We start from the raw sequence: 18,705 nt of genomic DNA, 5'->3' as shown, positions 1-18,705 counted from the left end.
GGTTTGGAGCGCGTGATTTGACGACCAATGTCGACCAGCCAAGGCCGGCCAGCGGCGCTTACAAGGCCTATGTGCTTTTTATCCTGATGCTGGTCTATGTCTTCAATCTGCTGGACCGGCAGATCCTTTCGATCCTGGCCGAAAGCATCAAGCATGATCTCGGCATCTCGGACTCCGAGATCGGTTTCCTCCTAGGGATCTCCTTCGCCGTGTTCTACGCGGTGTTTGGCATCCCGCTGGGCAAGGCGGCGGACATCGTGAACCGCACCCGGCTGGTCAGCATCGGCCTTGCCGCCTGGAGCGTGATGACCGCATTGTCCGGCGCGGCGCGCAGCTTCGGCTTCCTGGCGATGTGCCGCATGGGCGTGGGGGTGGGCGAGGCCAGTGCCTCACCCGCGGTCTATTCGTTGCTGTGCGATTATTTCCCCAAGCACCAGCGCACCACCGCCATCGCTATCTATACCAGCGGTCTGTTCATCGGCGCGGGCCTGGGCCTCACCTTGGGCGGTTGGGTGCTTTCGGCCTGGACCAGCGCCTATCCCGATCCCGCCCTGGCGCCGTTACAGTTGAAGGCATGGCAGGCGGCGTTCGTGATCGTCGGCTGCCCCGGGCTGTTGCTCGCGCTGTTCGTTGCGGCGCTGCGCGAGCCGATACGCGGCGCGCTCGACGGGCAAACTATCGCGCCGGAGCGACGGCCGATGCGCGCCATCGCGATTGAGACTTTGACGATGCTCCCCGCAACCGGCGCGATGGTGCTGTACCGTGTGGCCGGGCGGCGGGCATTGTTAACCAATCTCGCCATCGCGCTGACGACCGCTCTTGGCGGCGCGCTGGTCGGACGACTGACCGGTGATCACCTACAATGGGGCGTGCTGGCCTTCGGCCTTTATGCCGTCTGCACCTGGACCCAGAAATTCCGCGCGGTCGATCCGGACGGGTTCAAGTCGATCTTCGGCAATCGGTCGCTGCTGCTGGGCTTTGGCGGCTTTGCCGGATGCTGCTTCCTGACGATCGGTCCTCTCGCATGGCTGGCGGTTTATTTTCAGCGCACCTTGGGGGCGACGCCGTCCGATGTCGGGTTGATGCTCGGCCTCTCCTATGCGGTAGCCGGGTTCAGTGGGATCACGCTGGGAGCGATGCTGACCGACCGACTGATCCTGAGTCATGGCGAGCGGGTCCGGCTGGTCTTCTCGGCGGCGGCCATCTCGTGCGCGTCGGCGGCGCTGATTGCCTGCTTGCTCACCGCTTCGACCAGCGTCGCCTATGCCTGGACGGTGCCCTTCAATTTCTTCAGCGCGATGTGGCTGGCGCCGGCCGCAGCGAATGTCAGCAGCCAGGTGCCACCTAATATCCGCGCCACCGCATCGGCCATCTATATCGTCACCCAAGTCTTCCTGGGCACCGCGATGGCGCCGTTCGTGGTGGGCGCGCTGAGCGACCAGTTGATGGTCTGGGGCGTCAGCGCCGAACAATCGGTGCAACAGGCGCTGCTTCTGTCGCAACTGGCGCTTATCCCCGCCGTCATCTGCCTGGTCTGGGGATGGCGGCGGATGAAGGCCTGACCGCCCATTTCTTTTTTCCGTATTTCGAGATCAGCGAGGATCATATGGCACATTGGATCAAGCGCGGCGCGAGCGCTGAAGCGAAGGCGGAAACCAGCCGCCAGGTACGCGATACAGTTGAGGAGATCCTTGCCGATATCGAGGCACGCGGCGACGATGCGGTTCGCGAGCTTTCGATCCGCTTCGATCAATGGGATCGCGACAGCTATCGCCTGACCGATGACGAGATCCAGGCGTGCATCGACACGCTGAACCCGCAGGATATCCGCGACATCGAATTCGCCCAGACACAGGTGCGCAATTTCGCGCGGATCCAGCGCGACAGCATGAAGGATGTCGAGGTGGAGACGCTGCCCGGCGTCGTGCTCGGCCACAGGCATCTGCCGCTGAACGCGGCGGGCTGCTACGTGCCCGGCGGCAAATATCCGTTGCTCGCCTCCGCCCATATGTCCGTGATCACAGCCAAGGTGGCGGGCGTGCCACGCGTCGTCACCTGCGCCCCGCCCTTCCAGGGCAAGCCCGCCCCCGCGATCGTCGCGGCGCAGGCGATGGCCGGCGCCGACGAGATCTATTGCCTGGGCGGCATCCAGGCGGTGGCGGCGATGGGCATCGGCACCCGATCGATCGCCCCTGTCGACATCCTGGTCGGCCCCGGCAACGCCTTTGTCGCGGAGGCCAAGCGCCAGTTGTTCGGCCGCGTCGGCATCGATCTGTTCGCGGGCCCCACCGAGACGCTGGTGATCGCCGACGAGATCGGCTGCGATGCCGAGCTTGCCGCCACCGACCTGCTCGGCCAGGCCGAACATGGGCCGGACAGTCCGGCGGTGCTGCTCACCACGTCGGAGAAACTGGCGCGCGAAACCATGGCGGAGGTCGAGCGGCTGCTGGAGATCCTGCCAACGCGCGATATCGCGCGTCGCGCCTGGGATGCGTTCGGCGAGGTGATCGTTGCCGAGGACGATGCGGAGATGGTGCGCATCGCCGACGAGATCGCGTCCGAGCATGTTCAGGTGATGACCGCCGATCCCGACTATTTCCTGGCCCATATGACCAATTACGGCGCACTGTTCCTGGGCGCGCGCACCAATGTCAGCTTCGGTGACAAGGTGATCGGCACCAATCACACGCTGCCGACGAAGAAGGCGGCGCGCTATACCGGCGGCCTGTGGGTCGGCAAGTTCATCAAGACCTGCACTTATCAGCGCGTGCTGACCGACGAAGCCTCCGCGCTGGTCGGGGAATATTGCAGCCGGCTGTGCGCGCTGGAGGGCTTTGCCGGCCATGGCGAACAGGCCAATATCCGCGTCCGCCGCTATGGCCACCGCGACGTACCCTATGCCGGTCGCGCCGAACCGGTCGCCGCCTGAGATGGTGCTGCCTGCAACGCCGAGCTTTCGGTTGGACGGGCGCCGCGCGCTGGTCACTGGCGCGGGCCGCGGCATTGGTGTCGCTTTGGCGGCCGCCCTCGCCGAAGCCGGCGCGCAGGTGACGCTGGCTGCACGCTCGGTCGACGAGATCGTGAGCGTGGCGCGCGCGATTGGGGATGCGGGTGGCCAAGCCGTGCCGGCGGTACTCGACGTCACCGATCTGGCCGCCGTCACGGCCTTCTTCGCCGATCGCCCTGCCTTTGATATCCTCGTCAACAATGCCGGAACGAACCGGCCAATGTCGGTGGCCGATGTAGACGTGGATGACTATGACGCGGTGCTCGATCTCAACCTGAAATCGGTGTTCTTTGTCAGCCAGGCCTGCGTGCGACAAATGATCGCCGCAGGAGGCCCCGGCAGCCTGATTCATATCGGCAGTCAGATGGGCCATGTCGGTGCGCCGAACCGCTCGCTCTATTGCGCGTCAAAATGGGCGATCGAGGGGATGAGCAAGGCCTTCGCGCTCGACCTGGCCCCGCACGGTATCCGATCCAACACGATTGCACCGACCTTTATCGAGACGCCAATGACCAAACCTTTTCTGGCAGACAGCGAATTCAGGGCCGGCATCCTGCAGAAAATCAAGGTCGGCAGGTTTGGCCGACCGGAGGACCTGATGGGCGCGCTCTTATACCTAGCGAGCGATGCTTCGGCGCTTGTGACTGGAAGCTCATTGCTCGTGGATGGAGGCTGGACGGCCGAATAGGAGCGTACCCTCAGCTTTGCCTCATCGAAGCCCTGCGTCCGCTCGGTTGCTGTGTGCGTAATGCGGTCGCATCATCCCGGCGTGTCTCAAGCGCTTGGCCCCGGTGAATGTTGCATCTTCTGCCGCCACCGACTGTCAAAGGAACGCACTTTCCATTTGTTATGCAAAAGCTTTCGGACCGCAACGCGCCCTAATGCCGGTCGCTTAGGCTCTCGTGCCGATCGCCTGAAAGCGGACGCTGGGCGAAATGCGTTCGGAAGGCTGTAATTGGGGACGAAGCCATCGTTCTCATGCGATGTCTCAGACGGCAGGTTATGCCAAGAGCAGACACGCCGTGTGTCCATCTGACTGACACGTCAGAACGACAGAGAATGGGCCGCGTCCTCCTGGGCAGTTCTTAAGGCGAAGAATCGAGAAAGCAGCCGCAATACCGTGCGGTCACGTTTTAACTGATACTGGCGGTTGGCCTTCGTCCCAGATGCGGACATTGCAGCGAACGTCGCGGCCCCCCCCACACTCAATCACATGCTCCGAGCGGTGCGCGGCGACGGGCGCATATTACTTATGGGAGGCTTACCGAATTTGATGGCCCAATCGACACCCGCGTCATCTGCGCAAGCGCATCACCCAGCAGCGTATCGACGTCGGCCCTGTCGCCGCGCTGAAGTCGGTCGTCTCCACGGGCATAAAGTCGGAAATCGACCGGCTCTTCCAGCGAGACCGAGGATGCCTATTTCGGGATGGAAGCCGTTTATCATCTCGGCAAGATCGTCATTCGGATCTTGGATTGATCTCATCGAAATCGGATATTAGCGATTTGCAGGTGATTGTTTGTGCGGGCGACGTTAGCTACCGAGCGGACAGGCTTTTATTTTGAACGGCTCTGGGGAGCAGATTCGCTGATGGCGTCCAATGCGCGCACGGTCATTTCTTTCGGCAAGTATCGCGCCGCGCATCAGCCCGATCAGCCGATGAACCCGAATGCCGCCAGATTTGCCGGCGACACCGATCAGATGGTTGCGGAGGATGGCTTGGAAAGTTGGGTCGACGGGCCGGTCGATGACCGCCTGGAGGAGCCCGCCGCGCGCCCGGTCTTCGGTGGAAAACCCGCTGGTCAGCATCTCTGGATCGTGACGGCGGACGATGTTCTTCATGCCCCCGAAGCGTGCATCTTCGGTCAGCAGCGCGGCGCAGGCTTCGCCAAGCACAGCAATCTTACCGGCGGCGGCTCAGCTTTTGTTGGTGGAGAGGTCGCGGTCTTGGACGAGAGAACCATCGCGATCACTGGCAGTTCGGGACGCTATCGCCTGCGTTCGGCTGAGGAACTGAAAGCCATCGAGATTGCGTTCGCCGAATCCGGCTACAATGTGTGGTCTATGGGGTACAATCAGGATACCAATCGCCCGAATACGTTCGAAACCGACATCGATCCTGAATGGATCTCGCTATGACCGCTGTCTCATCAGCCGATCTCGACAAGGTATTCGGTGCCGACGTTGCCGGCGATACCGCCGAGGCGCGCGCCATGAACTCGCGCCGCGAATTCGTGCGGGGACAGACCATGCTTGCCGAGGCAAGTCCCGAAGCGACAGGGCATCGCATGGCGGCGGCGGAGGCGCTTTACAACTACGGTTTCGGCACCCTCCTGACCGCCGTCGAGAAGGGACAGGCAGTACTCGTGCGGGAACGCGCTGAGCCCGCGCGGACCTTGACGCGCTACCGTGATGCGCTCGGATATGCGCGCGAGCATCTCGCGCGGCTGGCAAAGGTGCCGGTCGACGATATCGTCAGGGCCGAGACGCCCGGCAAGATCTCCTCGATCTGGACCTTGGAGCGGCTTGCTATCCCGCTTGCGATCGATGAGCGCTACCTGGGCGTGCGGGATCAGCCCAACGGCGAGGATCTCGGGGTCCGCTTACGCGAACTCGCCAATGGTCAGGATTACCCGTTCCGGCTCTCACCGACCGCGGTCGCGGCGCTTGCCGAAGGCGCCTGGGTGATCGCGCGCCAGCGCTCGCTTGAGGCCCAGCTCAAACGCGGACCAATCTTCGTGCGCGATCGCTTCGAGCCCGATGGCGATTACGGCTATCCCACTTATCTGAACGGCTACCGCTTGGCCGCCCAGACCCGTGACCTGCTGAACCTCGATCCTGAAGCTCCCATCGAGAGCATGCGGGCGCTGGTGTCCGACACGCTCGACATTCCGCTTGTGCAGACCAAGATGGGCGCGAGCTTCGCCGGCGCGACCATCGCGCACGGCGCGGAGCGCGGCATTGTCGTCAACATCGATGGCGCCAACCAGAACGTCTGGGTCCGGCGCATGACGCTTGCACATGAGCTCGGCCATCTCCTCTGGGATCCCGCCGAGCACCTCAACCGCCTTACCGTTGATCGGTACGACGATCTCAAGGTCAATAGCCCCGAACGCCGCGATCCGGTCGAAATCCGCGCGAATGCCTTCGCGATCGCGTTGCTCGCGCCGCCGGCTGCTGTCGACCGGATCGTCCAGACCGCCAATGACGTCCCTTCCGCCGTCTATGAGGTCTCGCGGCATTTCGGCATCTCCGTGAGCGCGGCCCAGGCCCATGTCGGCAATGTCAACCGCGTCCGCGTCGTCATGCCGCGCCCCGGCCAGCCGGCCGAAGCGTCGGACGAGATGCGGGCAACGGAGGATTTCACCGTCGATTATTTTCCGATCGGCAACCTCCCACCTTCGGTGGTCGGACGGTTTTCCTGGGTCGTCGCGCGCGCGCTTGTCGAGAATCTCATCTCGCTCGACACCGCTGCCGGTCTTCTGCGAACGACGCCGGACAAGCTCGATAGGCACACCCTCGATTACATCCTCGCGCTGACCGGACCGCGCTGACCGCGCTTCCGTCGCGTGCTGCCGGAAGGTCCTGGGAAACAAAGGTCGTTCCTGATGGCCTCCGTGAACGGCGGCCTTCGTCAAAATCGGACGTTCCCGCTGGTTCGCAGCAGCGACGAATTACGAGTAAAGCTGGGCCGATAGCGGAATGGCAGGTTTCAGATTAAAGCTAAGCGAAGCGGCTCTTCGAAACGCGAGACGGCGTCCCAGAACGAACTTATGCTCGTTCCGCCAGAATTGGCGCGTGCTCAATATCAAATCCTCCAATAGTACGCCATCATCGCTCGCGGTGAAAAACGAGCTCAAGCGGAGTTCCCGACCGTTCCTGCAGGCGGGCCTAGCGCAAGCCCAGGATAGGCTTGCTCTTGCGCTTGTTGATCGGGGCGCCCTCGATGATCTGCGGCGCCTGGCGATGCTCGATCTGGATCGGCGCGAAAGCCGCGCGCACCGCCGCGTCGTTGAAGAAGGGCCGCAGCGCCTCGATGTCGCGCTCGCTCACCGCGGGCCGCTGCGCGGCAAGCGCCCGATACAGCGATTGCACCGGGATGCTGATCGAGGTCTGGCCGGGATCCTCATCCGGGGCGAAGCCGTTGGGCGAAATCCCCAGCACATCCTGATGCAGCTGGAGCAGGTCGACGACCAGCACCTGGCGATCCTGATCGTCGGTCGTGACGCTCCAGCTCCGCAGCAACGCCCATAACAGAAAATCCTCGTCATAGTTGATGATCTGCCGTTCGGATTTCTTGACCTGGGCCTGGGACACCGCCTCGCGCAACCGCGCGACGGGGATCATCGCGGCGAACACCGGCGCCGCTGCCAGCCCATTGCGCTCGACCGGATGAAACAGCGTGCGCACTACCGCGTAGAGCACCGCCGCCTGCAGCTCACGGGACGCACTGCGCGCGGCGATCAGGAAATCGGCGAGGACCGCGAAGGTGTTGCGGCCGCGATGGGTGAAATCCTTGGCGCCGCTACGCTGGAAAAAAGCGAGCCAGATCAGCCAGGGTGCCGATGGCAGCGCACCGAGATCGGCGACGGTGACCCGGGCGAGCTGGATGAATAGATCGAAGCCGGCAAAGGGTACGCGATAGGCCACCGCCGTGCCGAGTGAACCGATCCAGTCGACCGCCCGGTGCCGCCGTCCCGGCGAGACATCGATCCCGGCGACGATGAACTCGATCACCTCGGGGGTTAGCGCCGAAGTGACCGCCTGCAGCCAGCCCATCGGCGGCGTGGAGCGCATCAGCAGGTCGGTCTCGATCAGATGCTCGGCCGCGAGAAACTCCTGCAACGAGCGGTGGAAATAGATTGTCGTGGCGCCTTTTTGGACCAGGCACCCCTGGATCAGTTCGCGCCGCATCTCGTCGCGGGTGAGGCCGTGGCGGATATCGCGCACCGCATCGTCGCACAGCGCCTGCGGAATGTCGCTCAGCGTCGTGGTCGAGGCGCCGCCGCGCTCCCACAGCCACCAAGCAAGGCTGGCGTTGAAGCGCCGCCGGACCTCGATGGGGAAATCGCTGTCGCGGCCGCGTTTGCCGACCTCGCGGTGAAGCAGATAATGGACGAAGGTGTCGAACAGCTCATAGACCGACATATTGGGGCGCAGCTGGTCGGGATGCACCGCGATCTCGCACAGCATCTGGGCATGGACCGGCCGCTTGAGCAGTTCATCATACTGGCCGGAGACAAGCTCGGCCACCCGGCCGGCGATCCAGGCGGGATCGGGGGAGCGACCCTCGCGTTCGATCCGGATCGGCAGATAACGCTCGACGAAGCGGCGCGCCTCCTCGGGCGTAAACCCGCGAATGTCGACATGACGATAGGGACGGCGATCGAGCGCCGGCACCGATCGCCCCGCGCCGGTGACAACCATTCCGTCGATGACGGCGCGGAATTCCGCCTCGTCATGAAAGGCGGTATCGCGCCCCAGCACGAGGATGCGGGCGTCGCCCTCGTCCAGCTTCATCAACTCCGTCAGCACCTGCTGGAACTTGGCCGGCGTCAGGCCATGCTTCATCTCATCGAAGCCGTCATAGATGATCAGGAAGCGGCCGACGCGGTTGAGCTCTCGGAAGGTCTCGAAATGATAGCCCTGCACGCGGTGCTGGCTGGCCAGCACCTTGCCGAGCAACCCCTCGAGCGACTGCTCGTCGGCGATCTCCCCGAGCCGGACCAGGATTGGTGCGCGCGCGGTCGGATCGCTGATCGCTTCTCTGGCGAAGGTCGCCGCGAGATAATTGGCGAAGGTGGACTTGCCCTTGCCATAGGGCCCGAGCACGAACAGCGGCGGCGCATCGGCCGCCTGGATCCAGGCGCGGACATGCGCCTCGAGATCCTCGCCCTGCGGGGTCTCGGGCGGGATATAATAATCCGCCAGGCGGCTCGCATCGTGCGCTCCGATCAGGTCCTTCAGGTAGGGATCGAGCAGCAGCAGCCGGCGCTGCAGTTCGGCGAAGGTCATCGCCTGGAGCCCGCGCCGGCTCTGCGCCGCCTTGCGGCCTTCGGGCGAGATCGCGCCTTTCGAGATGAGCCAGGCGTGATCGATCTCGTCCTCTGCGACGAGGTTCGCATAATCATGCGCGAACTTGGTGCATTGGCCGAGCGGCAGCGTGCCCTCATAGTCCTTCGCCTCGAAGGCATAGCGCTGCTCGCCCGCCATCTCGTCGCGCGACCAGATCCCCGCGACATCGGCATTCTTGTAGCCGATTTGAATTTCGGTCTCGGCGCGGAAGCCCGCCGTTCGCAGTAATTGCGCGACCGCATCGCGGAACGCATTGCCCTTCTGGGTAGTGCTCCGCATCGGATCACTGTCCTCCCGGCGCGCGCAGGTCGGCGGTCATCGCCGGCTCAGACGCTCTGGTTGCGCCAGGCGGCGAGCACCGCCGGCATGTCGATATCGACGGGCGGCAACGCCCAGGCCCGCGCGAAAGACGCATCGTCGCTTTCGGGCGCGGGTTCGGGACGGTCGATGCGGATCCGCGTCGGCATCATCACCGAATCCCCCAGCAGGATCGCCTCGCCACGCCGCAGTGTCGAGAACATCGCGGTGATTCCGCGCACCGAGTCCGGCAGCAGGTTGCGGACATAGGCCTGGTCGTCGGGATTGGAGATGCGCAGGCACAGGAAGCTGCCGCATTGCGAAAGGATCGTGCTCGACAATTCGCGCGGCCGCTGGCTGATCACGGTCAGGCTGATGCCATATTTGCGGCCTTCCTTCGCGATCCGCTCGGCCGAGCTGCGCGCCGCCTCGGCATTGCTGTCGCGATCGCTCAGATAGAGATGGGCTTCATCGGCGAAGACCGCGATCGGATATTTGACCCGGTTGAGACGCCGGTACCAATAAGCGAAGTCGAACAGGCAGCGCAGGATCAGCGAGATTGCCGAGGCGCGCACGTCGAACGGCACGTTGCTCATGTCGATGACCACGACCTTCTTGCGCGCGCCTGTCGTCTCACCGAGCAGCCGGCGGAACAGCACGTCCATCGACGCGCTGGTCGCATAGGTCGTTGGGTTGAAGATGAGGTCGTAGCGCCGGTCGTTCAATCGCGAATCGATCCGCATCAATAGCCTGGTGAACTGGCCATGGAGCGGGCCCTTGATGTCCTTGGTCGAGCCCTGGACCATCTGGACATCGAGCGCTCGGAACCGATCGACCAGCGCGGCGAAATCGAAATAGACCGGCGTGTCGATGGTGATCTTGGGGATGCCAAGCGCCAGATTCTCGCCATGGCTTTCCTTGGCGGCTTGGAGCAGCTCCTTGAACTTGGCGATCTGGTTGGGCGCCGCGGACTCGCTGCGGTCGACCATCAGGCCAAGCAACTCCTCGGAGTTCATCAGCCAATAGGGTAGCTCGAGATCGGCCGCCGAGATCACGTCGGCGCAATCCCCGAAGGTCGCGCCATATTCGCCATGCAGGTCGAACATCACGATCGTCGACTGGGGTAACTCGCATATTTTCTGGACGACCGAGGCCACCGTCCAGGACTTCCCGCCGCCGGTCTGACCGAGGATGGCGGCATGGCGCGTGAGAAAGGCATCGAGATTGATCTTCGCCGCCTGGCCCGGGATCAGCGACAGGGCGCCCAGCGAGAAGTCGCCTTCGGCATAGCCGGCATAGATCCGGTCGATCATGCCGGCATCGACCGCGAAGACCGGCGCATTGACGGTCGGCATCGTGTCGGTGCCGCGCTCGAACAGGCCGCTGGTGTCGATCGTGCCGACCGGCACCGTCGCCAGGCTGCGCGACACCCGGTCGAGAAGCAGGGTCGCCTCCTGGTCGGCCTGCTTGAGGTCGGCGGACGATATCCGCTCTTCCTTCATCTCGATACCGGTGACCATGCAGAGCAGGAAGCCCGCGGGCAGCGATACCATCACAAAGGTCCCCGGCTGGCCGATCAACAGCGGTGTCGGCCCCGCGGCGCTGGGAATGTCGACTGTCATCGTCGGCGGCACGCCCGAGGCGGGCTCGGCCATGTCCGGATCGGCCAACGCCACGAAGACCTGGTCGCCGGTTACTGCCATCACCTTGCCGATGCGATAGGCGCTTGCCGGGTCGGTCATGCGAACAGCTCCACGAATTTGCTGAATTTCCACAGGTCGGTGCCGGTGTCATGGGCGACGCCCTGGGCGATGCCGGCGCCATCGAAGCCCGCGCTGAACGCCGGCACGCCCTTCATCGCGGCCATGCCCGCACTTTCCGCCGCCGAGAGCGCGAACAGCCGGATCCGGGCATCGACCACCGCCGGGACGAGCAGATTGGCGTTGATATGGTCGTCGCCATAGCTGAAGCCGCAGCTCGCCAGATATTTGCAGTGGGTACCGAGTGCCTGAGCGGTCACCCGGAACAGCATGTCATAGGGATGCTGGAGCGTATCCATCACCTTGCCCCGGCGAGGCAGCACCATGATGCGTTTGTCGCCGCCCGCAATCGCATCGGGATGCCGCTCGAAAATCGCACCATCGCGGGCGAACCAGGAGACCGAGCCGTGCAGCTTGACCAGCCGCACAGTCAGCGCGGGATGCTCGCTGAACCGGGAATGGGCGAGCATAGACCCGCAGGCGGTGGTGAAGCGCTGCGGGTCGAAGAAGCGCTCGACCGAGCCGACGAAACCAGTCTCGACAACCACTCCCGTGATCGCGCCGGCCAGCTCGAACAGCACGTCATAATTGGTGGTAAAGATGTAGATGCAGCATGGACGGCCATAGGTCCGAGCCTTGAGCTGCTCGAGGAACCGCACATGATGGTCGAGCTTGGGGCTCGCAACGCTCAGGATGACGTCGGTCACCAGCGCCCGCAGCTGCGCCTCGAGGGCTGCGAAACGCGGCTCGCCCGAATTGATCGAATGGGCGATCACCCGATCCGCGATCAGCTCGATATTGGGTTCGCCGGCGGCAGGGTCATAGACCATCGCGGTGACTGCCAACGCCTCGTCGAGAGCGGCGCGCTCGTCGCTCGACAGCGCGCCCACCACGTCGCGGGTGAGCCCTGCCATCATCGGATAGCCCGCCTCGAGCGAGGTCCCGGCCCCGAACAGGAAGCCGCTATTGTTGAGGCCGCTGCCGATATTGGGAAGAATTGCGGAAAGCCCGATCGCCGTCATAATGCTGTCTTGCCCTCCTCAAGCGCGCCCGAGCTTATACCGTCGACCTTGCGGGCATCGGCGCCCCGTAGCCCATCCTATCGGAGGTTCGATCCGGTTTCACTCCTTAGCGATTGAGTACTGTTCCGATAACGTAAATTCCTCTCCAAAACGGATTGACTCGCGCGCTTGGTTCGCTGCGGATCAGCACCATCCCGAATATAAAATTTAAGGTCGGATTAGTTCGCCCGGAACCACTATCCCGTACAGCCTAGATTGTTCCTAAAGGTCGCCGTTCACAGCCGTCGTCGTGCGCCATAAACAACGGCTGCTTCCGGTGTCGCCGACGGTCTAGCGGAACGACCGATTTTAGGGCGCTTTGGTGCCGGAACGCTTAAAGGGACAGGAATGGCGGGTTCCAGCAGGAGCGGCCATTTACACACGCGCCGTGGAACGGCTTGTGTTGGTCGGCACGAGCCCCACAGCAAATCCTGCGCATCCTCGTCGGCAAGCGTTCTCCAGATGGCCAATGTGGCCATAGGAGAACGATCATGGAGACGCCTGAAACAGAACTCACCGCCACCAAGCGCCCGGTTTGGAATGCCGGAAGGACCGTGGGTGCAAAGCGGGCTCTGAAACCGAAGCAGATTTGGGAAATCCGTTTTTACCTCAATCAGCACCGTCGCCTGCGAGATCGGGCGCTGTTCGATCTGGCGATCGACAGCAAACTTCGAGGCTGCGACTTGGTACAAATGAAGATCGGCGACCTTGTCAGCGGAGGGCAGATCCGAACGCGCGCAATCGTAATGCAGCAGAAAACGGGCCGGCCCGTTCAGTTCGAATTGCTGCCAGATGCTCGAGCGAGCTTGCTGGCATGGCTCGAACGCCGGGGCGGCACGGTGGACGACTATGTTTTCCCAAGCCGGGTTGATCACAATGGACACCTGAGCACACGGCAGTATGCTCGGCTTGTCGACGAATGGGTGACAGGTGTCGGCCTAATGCGAAGCGAGTACGGCACGCACTCACTTCGCCGAACGAAAGCATCGATAATCTACAGGGCCACCGGCAACCTTCGCGCCGTTCAGATCTTGCTCGGGCATAGCAAGATCGAGAATACGGTCCGCTACCTTGGAATCGACGTGGAAGATGCCCTTGCCCTCGCCGAGAATACGGAGATCTAACCCCGATGGCCCCGTGTCCGAGGGAGAGCCGGGCACGGGGGCTGGAACAAAGCGGCCATTACCTCCCGGTTCGTCAAATGTCGGCTTCCGACACGAGGCGACATCCGAGCGTTCGGCCGCCTACAACGTCGCCGTGAATCGTGCACTGAAGTCCCGGTGCCGCGCGGTGTGTTGATGCGGTGATCGCCGAAGCTATTTTCGTCGGTTGATCAATGGATGGTCTGACCTAAATCCGACAGTATCGGCTCCATCTCCGCAGGTGTCAGGGGCCATCGACGGAGAGCACGCTTCCCGAGATCGACGACGTCCATGTAAGCCAGCAGCACCGCCGGCTGAGAAAAAATTGGATTCCGCTCAGCGACCTTAGCCTTGATGCTGTCGATTAGGAATGGCCGTTCCCGAAGCATCGCCCGGGCGCGATCGGCATAGTCGCCTTCAGCGGTTGGTTCATACGCCTCGAGCAGTAGGCCCTCTAGCAGGGTTGGGCTGGGCTCCAGACCAATCACGTCGCGATAGACGGTGGAGAGTTCGTTGGTGATGTCCCTCACAGCACTCAATGCGGCGGCGACATCGGTTGCCACACGCTCGAAGTAGTCATTGGTAGCTTCCAGCAGCGCCATAGCCTTCGCCGCGTTACGCTGCATGACCGGTGTTGCCTGGATCTGAGGCTTGTAGATCGTGTCATGCGTTAACTCGCTGTAGGCATGCTGCAAAATCGTTTTTACCTGCACTTCACAGGGCGTGCCAGCGGGAACCAAGATGTCGCCCACCAATGTGTCGGCGTTAGGGCGGACGACAAAGTGGACGGCAGCATATTCGAATGCCACCGGGTTCTTGCTCTGTTCCTCTTCATAGTCGCGATCCCGGCTCCATGTCCAGCCCTCTACCGCTTCCAGAACCTCGGTCACAATCTTGACCTGCGTTCCCAACAGCACGACAAACCGGGTGCCCACCTTATCGGTTATGTCAGTATAAGGATCGGCGTATGGCTTGTTTCGGTAGAAGGCCTTCTCAACAAGCTTCTGATCGTCTTTAAGGCGCGGCGCCGGGGGCGCCTTGAGAAAGTAGCCGACGCTGACCGGTGCGATGACCGGAATCAACGCCTCGCTGATCACCAACGAAATGTGCTGTCCCCAGGCCAAATACGCGGCACGTTCTGCCTGCCATCTCGCTAAGAACGCGTCTTCCTTTGTCACTGCTGGCTTTCCAGCCGACTGTGAACGGTGATCTGGGTCCACTGCTCCCCCCCCGGGCCATCGATCGGTGTGACCTGCACCTGATCGCTGATCGCCTGCGCTGGGCCCGACAAGGTGATCTGCCCACCAAACCGCAGCTTGCGGATGCGCATCCCACCGGCGATTTCGGATATGTCTTTCTGGATCGCCTCTTCAGGAAATCGCTCGCGACGCATGTGTCGCTGATAGTCGTCCCCGACTTCCTCCGACATGAAGCGCTCGGCGAATGTGGCCACCTGAACGGTCGGCTCGCGGTCGAGCTTCAAATAGGAATATAGACCATTGTAGAGATCAACCTTCTCTTCCTCAGGCAACGCCGCCGAGGCGATGAACTCACGCGTCTTCTGGTAGAAGTGCTTAGTTTGCTGGGCGCTGTTCTCTGGAAACGCTAGGCCGAGAAACGTCTCGTGGAAATAAAGTGCCGCGCCGTCGCGGGCTGCCGCAGTCAACTGACTGTCGTATACGGTTGCGTTCCAGCCCCTGGGGAGCGCTCGAGGCGGCTCATTCGCAGCAACGAACAGTCCGATCTTGTAAAGCTTCGTCTTCGGGCTGAGAAAGACGCTGTCCACAAAACTGGCCTGCAGATTCTCGCCTTTCAGAAACGCCTCATGCATCTCAGCTTTCATGATGCCGAAGAAGCGTCGCACCGGGTGCCCCACAGTTCCGTCGAACGTTACGACCAGGCCGCCTGGGTATCCGCGAGAAGTCTGCGCAGCTGCAAGAAGATCCGCCATTGCCTGCGATTGGGTCACGAAATCCGCGTCGTTCGCGGCAATCAGGCCAACGCCGATCGCCGCGACTGAGCCCGCGGCATGCGCGTTAATCGTCATGCGGAGGCACTTGGCGTCGCTCTGGAAAGCCTGTTGAACTCGTTTCTGAAAAGTCGCGAGACCAGCGGCATTCAACTCGAAAAGTTCGGTGGCATACGTCGGAGGCACGATGTTACGATCGTCAGCACGGCGATGAACTTCGTGCAAGCTCGCGCGACGAATGGTCAGATTTTCTAGTGGCATGGCTCCCTCCAGGTTCAAAAGGCAACATATCGGCTCACCAAAGTCGAGTCTCGTTGTGTCCACCAACCTCAATTAATGGCCAGCTTCATGTTACATCGTGAGATCAGTTTGACGATGGCGGTCAGGAAAAGTCGTTACGAGGCCTGACAACTGGCCACCCTCGCTTGGCAGCTTTCAGGCTTTGGTAAGTCCCATCGAATGAGCGACTTTGAGGCGCGTTGCTGCCTCGCGGCTTCGCGAGCGGCGAATGGCAAGTTGTGTCAGAAACTGCCGTTCAAAATCCGACCGGCGAAAGACTGGCTCTGGTCGCGAGCTGCCGAGCTATGCAATCGCTGATATCGCGGCAGCAACGCGCCCTGCTATCAGAGATACTAGCGGTTCACGGTTGCCCCGATTGCGGTCGTTTGTCGGCGCCTCAATACCGGCAGCCTATTGATCCACCGTTGGCTGGAATGCACTTTGTGCGGCAGCTGCGCGCCGAGACGGAGGGGCAGGGCCATGGCGACTATCTCGACCAAATGAAGGAGCACGTGTGAGCGACAGCGACCAACGGCCGGATGACGACCTCGATGACAACTGGGTCGACAAGGCCGTCGCCGCGACGAAGGGCGCAGCGGGCCTCGTGCCGATGTTCGGTGGCCCGCTTGCCGAGGTGATTGGCGTTGCCATCCCCGGTCAGCGCGCCGACCGGATCGCAACTTACGTTCGCCAACTCTCCGTTAGGCTCGACCAGATCGATGCTGACCTGCGCGACGGGCTCGCGTCCAACGCTGAGAAGATCGACCTGATAGAGGAGGGTGGCTACCAGGCTGCCCGCGCGACTTCCCGCGAGCGTATCGAGCGCATCGTGGCGGCCGTGCAGCGCGGCCTTGCCGAGGATGACGCCGACGTGGTTCGCCGCAAGCGCCTTCTTATTCTGCTCGGGGAACTAGACGACGACGAGCTCAATTTGCTCAACGCCTACGGTCGTTCATACGGTGGACGCGACCGGGACGCATTCGAGCGGGTAAACCGTCCCAACCCAGTCCACATGCAGTCGGGTCGCGACGAGATCGAGCGGAATTATCTCTTCGATCTTGGCCGAGCGCACCTGATCAGGCTTGGTTTGCTCAGGAAGAACTACGGTAACGTGAAGAAGGGGCAGGTGCCCGAGTTCGATCCGAGGAGCGGGGACTTCAAGCACTCTGTCGAGGTGTCGGGCCTTGGGCGGATGCTGTTGACCGAGGTCGGACTCGGGACCGACCTAGAGGATGATTTCGACTGACCGATGCTGGCTGGACGTGATTGCGGCGGAGCGATTCGAGTCGGGACGGCGATGATGCATGTCCGCTTCACAGGGGGCGTAGTCCTCAAAGCGGACAGGCAACTCGCGGCCCAGAAGGAGACGAAAGCAGCGTCAATTGATGGGGTGCAAATTGTCTTCGGGCCGACCCTTGCATGGTGCCCGCGCTCGACAATCATCTTTGCGAAAGTCCGTCAATCGGCTAGCTGGACCCTGTTGCCAACCGGTGCCCCACGCCGTTGGCTTCCGGGCATGCAGCCCCACAGCATGTCCAGCAGGCCGGAGACCAGGGCCGGCCTGTCAGCCAGGCAGTGAGCGAGCTAAAGGTGAAGTGGCATCGTGTGCGGACGCGGATCAGTCCGCGCTCGACTGTTCCGCGTCAGTCTTCGACCGTCCCTCCCGCAATGCGCCGATGCCAGCCTTGACGCCTTTCTGCACGGCCCATCCAATGGCGAACGTCACCGCCAGAGGTGCGACAACACGCACAAGCCCCTGAGCCGCATAACCGATCGCGGCGCCCTTGATCCCGCTGTCGCCATCACGGCGATCGATCGCCGCACCGATCAACGCACCAATCCAATTGCTCATGAACATCTCCTTCCCACTCCAGGCGAGCAGAGGCGCGTAACGTTCCAACGAACCAGATCGCGCGTTCAAACAGATAGGATACGCCCGGGTGATGCAACCGCCATATGAATGACCAAAGCATATCGCCACCAGGGCGACCATGCTCCGGTCATCTGGCCCCCGCCCATTGAATGCCTGTTATCGCCGGTTCGGGGCCGGCGCCGAGATAAAGGGAGGCCCGAGCGGCAAGCCGCCCGGGCCTCCAAGTGAAGAGGCCCCCTGTTTAAAAGGTCTCTTCGGGTCGCGGGTTGCTGCTAGTCAGGCAAGCAGATTCGGTATTGTAAGAAAACGACATTTTTCGAATCGCGGGCTATTGCCGCTTCGCTCCGGTGGTGGGGCCGGTGAGCGCCAGGACACGCTCGGCGATGTCCTCCCAGAACCGCCGACCACTCTCGTCACCGGCTTCAAGCATGGCGTAAAAACGCTTTGTCATGAACCGGCCGATGTCGGATCCATGGATGTCGATGAGCTGGCTGGCGAACGCCCAGCGCTCCTGCTCGGAGGTCATGTCCGGAAAGACGAGACGGAGGGAGCCGCTCAGCCTTCTCCGCTCAGATGTTTCCGCGCCGCTTTCTTTGCGGCAGCCGGCGATTTGCCTGCGGCAGGTTTGGCGGGTTTGGCAGGGGTGGCCTTTGCCGGCGCCTTGTTCACCGGCGCCTTCTCACCCGGCTTGCGGCCAAGTCCGATCTTCATCGCCATCGCCCGCCGCGCTTCGGAGTAGCTCTCGGCCACCATCGGATAATCGGGCTTCAGATTGTAGCGCTCGCGATATGCATCGGGCGTCAGCCCATGCGTGCTCAGATGTCGGCGCAGCGTCCGATAGGGCTTGCCGTCGATCATCGAGATGATGTGATCCTTCGACCCCAGCGACTTCCGGACCGTCACCGCCGGTGCATGGTCGGGCTGCGCTTCAACGGCGGCGGTCGCCGCGGGTGCCTGGGCCGCCGCCAGTTCGGCAACCGCGCCATGCATGAGCTTGAGGAAGCTGGGCACGTCCGCGGCATCGGCACGGGTATTGGGATTGGCCAGCCAGGCCATGGTCAGATCGGCGGCAAGCTCGACGGCATCGATGCTGGATGCGCTGGTTTCGGTGCTGGTTTCGGCGTTGTTTTCGGTGTCGGACATGGATTGGCCTCCCCACATATTCGCTTGACCCCGTTTCTATCCAAAATGGACCAAATATCCAAACCGACCTGCCCCGTTTTGACCGACGTTTCGGTGCAC

At 62.4% G+C, this 18,705-nt stretch carries 15 protein-coding genes; 7 read left to right on the top strand and 8 right to left on the bottom strand.

Annotation, left to right across the window (positions count from 1 at the left end):
* The first annotated feature begins 17 nt into the window (after positions 1 to 17).
* The 5 genes from K7G82_RS24610 to K7G82_RS24590 all read left to right on the top strand — a co-directional run bounded on the left by K7G82_RS24610 (position 18) and on the right by K7G82_RS24590 (position 6,561).
* On the top strand, positions 18 to 1,562 hold the full coding sequence (locus K7G82_RS24610; protein ID WP_222992609.1) for an MFS transporter: 1,545 nt from the start codon (positions 18 to 20) through the stop codon (positions 1,560 to 1,562).
* A 44-nt stretch (positions 1,563 to 1,606) separates the two neighbouring features.
* Entirely contained in the window at positions 1,607 to 2,929 is a 1,323-nt protein-coding gene (gene hisD, locus K7G82_RS24605) for a histidinol dehydrogenase (protein ID WP_222992608.1), read from the top strand.
* Positions 2,898 to 3,695: an SDR family NAD(P)-dependent oxidoreductase gene (locus K7G82_RS24600; protein ID WP_343228638.1), complete on the top strand. Its 798-nt coding sequence runs from the start codon at positions 2,898 to 2,900 to the stop codon at positions 3,693 to 3,695. Before hisD ends, K7G82_RS24600 begins: the two co-directional genes overlap by 32 nt.
* Before the next feature lie 902 nt (positions 3,696 to 4,597).
* Complete coding sequence (locus K7G82_RS24595; protein WP_222992607.1) at positions 4,598 to 5,146, top strand: hypothetical protein; 549 nt, start codon at positions 4,598 to 4,600, stop codon at positions 5,144 to 5,146.
* On the top strand, positions 5,143 to 6,561 hold the full coding sequence (locus K7G82_RS24590; protein ID WP_222992606.1) for an ImmA/IrrE family metallo-endopeptidase: 1,419 nt from the start codon (positions 5,143 to 5,145) through the stop codon (positions 6,559 to 6,561). The genes K7G82_RS24595 and K7G82_RS24590 overlap by 4 nt, the downstream gene beginning before the upstream one ends.
* A gap of 337 nt (positions 6,562 to 6,898) precedes the next feature.
* On the opposite strand, the gene K7G82_RS24585 is transcribed toward K7G82_RS24590, so the two are convergent.
* The 3 genes from K7G82_RS24585 to K7G82_RS24575 are packed head-to-tail and all read right to left on the bottom strand — an operon-like array spanning position 6,899 to position 12,161.
* Positions 6,899 to 9,361 carry an NACHT domain-containing protein gene (locus tag K7G82_RS24585; RefSeq protein ID WP_222992605.1) on the bottom strand — a complete coding sequence of 821 codons (2,463 nt, stop codon included), beginning with the start codon at positions 9,359 to 9,361 and terminating at the stop codon, positions 6,899 to 6,901.
* A gap of 47 nt (positions 9,362 to 9,408) precedes the next feature.
* On the bottom strand, positions 9,409 to 11,121 hold the full coding sequence (locus tag K7G82_RS24580; protein ID WP_222992604.1) for an ATP-binding protein: 1,713 nt from the start codon (positions 11,119 to 11,121) through the stop codon (positions 9,409 to 9,411).
* Entirely contained in the window at positions 11,118 to 12,161 is a 1,044-nt protein-coding gene (locus tag K7G82_RS24575) for an SIR2 family protein (protein ID WP_222992603.1), read from the bottom strand. The genes K7G82_RS24580 and K7G82_RS24575 overlap by 4 nt, the downstream gene beginning before the upstream one ends.
* Before the next feature lie 530 nt (positions 12,162 to 12,691).
* Between K7G82_RS24575 and K7G82_RS24570 the strand changes: the two genes are divergently transcribed.
* Positions 12,692 to 13,324, top strand: a complete 633-nt coding sequence (locus K7G82_RS24570) for a tyrosine-type recombinase/integrase (protein ID WP_222992602.1) — start codon at positions 12,692 to 12,694, stop codon at positions 13,322 to 13,324.
* Positions 13,325 to 13,533: 209 nt separating this feature from the next.
* On the opposite strand, the gene K7G82_RS24565 is transcribed toward K7G82_RS24570, so the two are convergent.
* Positions 13,534 to 14,520, bottom strand: a complete 987-nt coding sequence (locus K7G82_RS24565; RefSeq protein ID WP_222992601.1) for a GTP pyrophosphokinase — start codon at positions 14,518 to 14,520, stop codon at positions 13,534 to 13,536.
* Positions 14,517 to 15,572, bottom strand: coding sequence for a nucleoid-associated protein (locus K7G82_RS24560; RefSeq protein ID WP_222992600.1), 1,056 nt, complete (start codon positions 15,570 to 15,572; stop codon positions 14,517 to 14,519). The genes K7G82_RS24565 and K7G82_RS24560 overlap by 4 nt, the downstream gene beginning before the upstream one ends.
* 532 nt (positions 15,573 to 16,104) lie before the next feature.
* Between K7G82_RS24560 and K7G82_RS24555 the strand changes: the two genes are divergently transcribed.
* Positions 16,105 to 16,836: a hypothetical protein gene (locus K7G82_RS24555; RefSeq protein ID WP_222992599.1), complete on the top strand. Its 732-nt coding sequence runs from the start codon at positions 16,105 to 16,107 to the stop codon at positions 16,834 to 16,836.
* A 372-nt stretch (positions 16,837 to 17,208) separates the two neighbouring features.
* On the opposite strand, the gene K7G82_RS24550 is transcribed toward K7G82_RS24555, so the two are convergent.
* The 3 genes from K7G82_RS24550 to K7G82_RS24540 all read right to left on the bottom strand — a co-directional run bounded on the left by K7G82_RS24550 (position 17,209) and on the right by K7G82_RS24540 (position 18,606).
* Positions 17,209 to 17,448, bottom strand: coding sequence for a hypothetical protein (locus K7G82_RS24550; RefSeq protein ID WP_343228637.1), 240 nt, complete (start codon positions 17,446 to 17,448; stop codon positions 17,209 to 17,211).
* Between the two features lie 343 nt (positions 17,449 to 17,791).
* Positions 17,792 to 17,989, bottom strand: coding sequence for a DUF6961 family protein (locus K7G82_RS24545; protein ID WP_222992598.1), 198 nt, complete (start codon positions 17,987 to 17,989; stop codon positions 17,792 to 17,794).
* 29 nt (positions 17,990 to 18,018) lie between these two features.
* Positions 18,019 to 18,606, bottom strand: coding sequence for a Ros/MucR family transcriptional regulator (locus K7G82_RS24540; protein WP_222992597.1), 588 nt, complete (start codon positions 18,604 to 18,606; stop codon positions 18,019 to 18,021).
* Positions 18,607 to 18,705 lie beyond the last annotated feature (99 nt).

The sequence above is a fragment of the Sphingomonas colocasiae genome, assembly GCF_019880585.1.
GTDB lineage: Bacteria > Pseudomonadota > Alphaproteobacteria > Sphingomonadales > Sphingomonadaceae > Sphingobium_A > Sphingobium_A colocasiae.
This window is presented reverse-complemented; position numbering and strand designations above follow the sequence as displayed.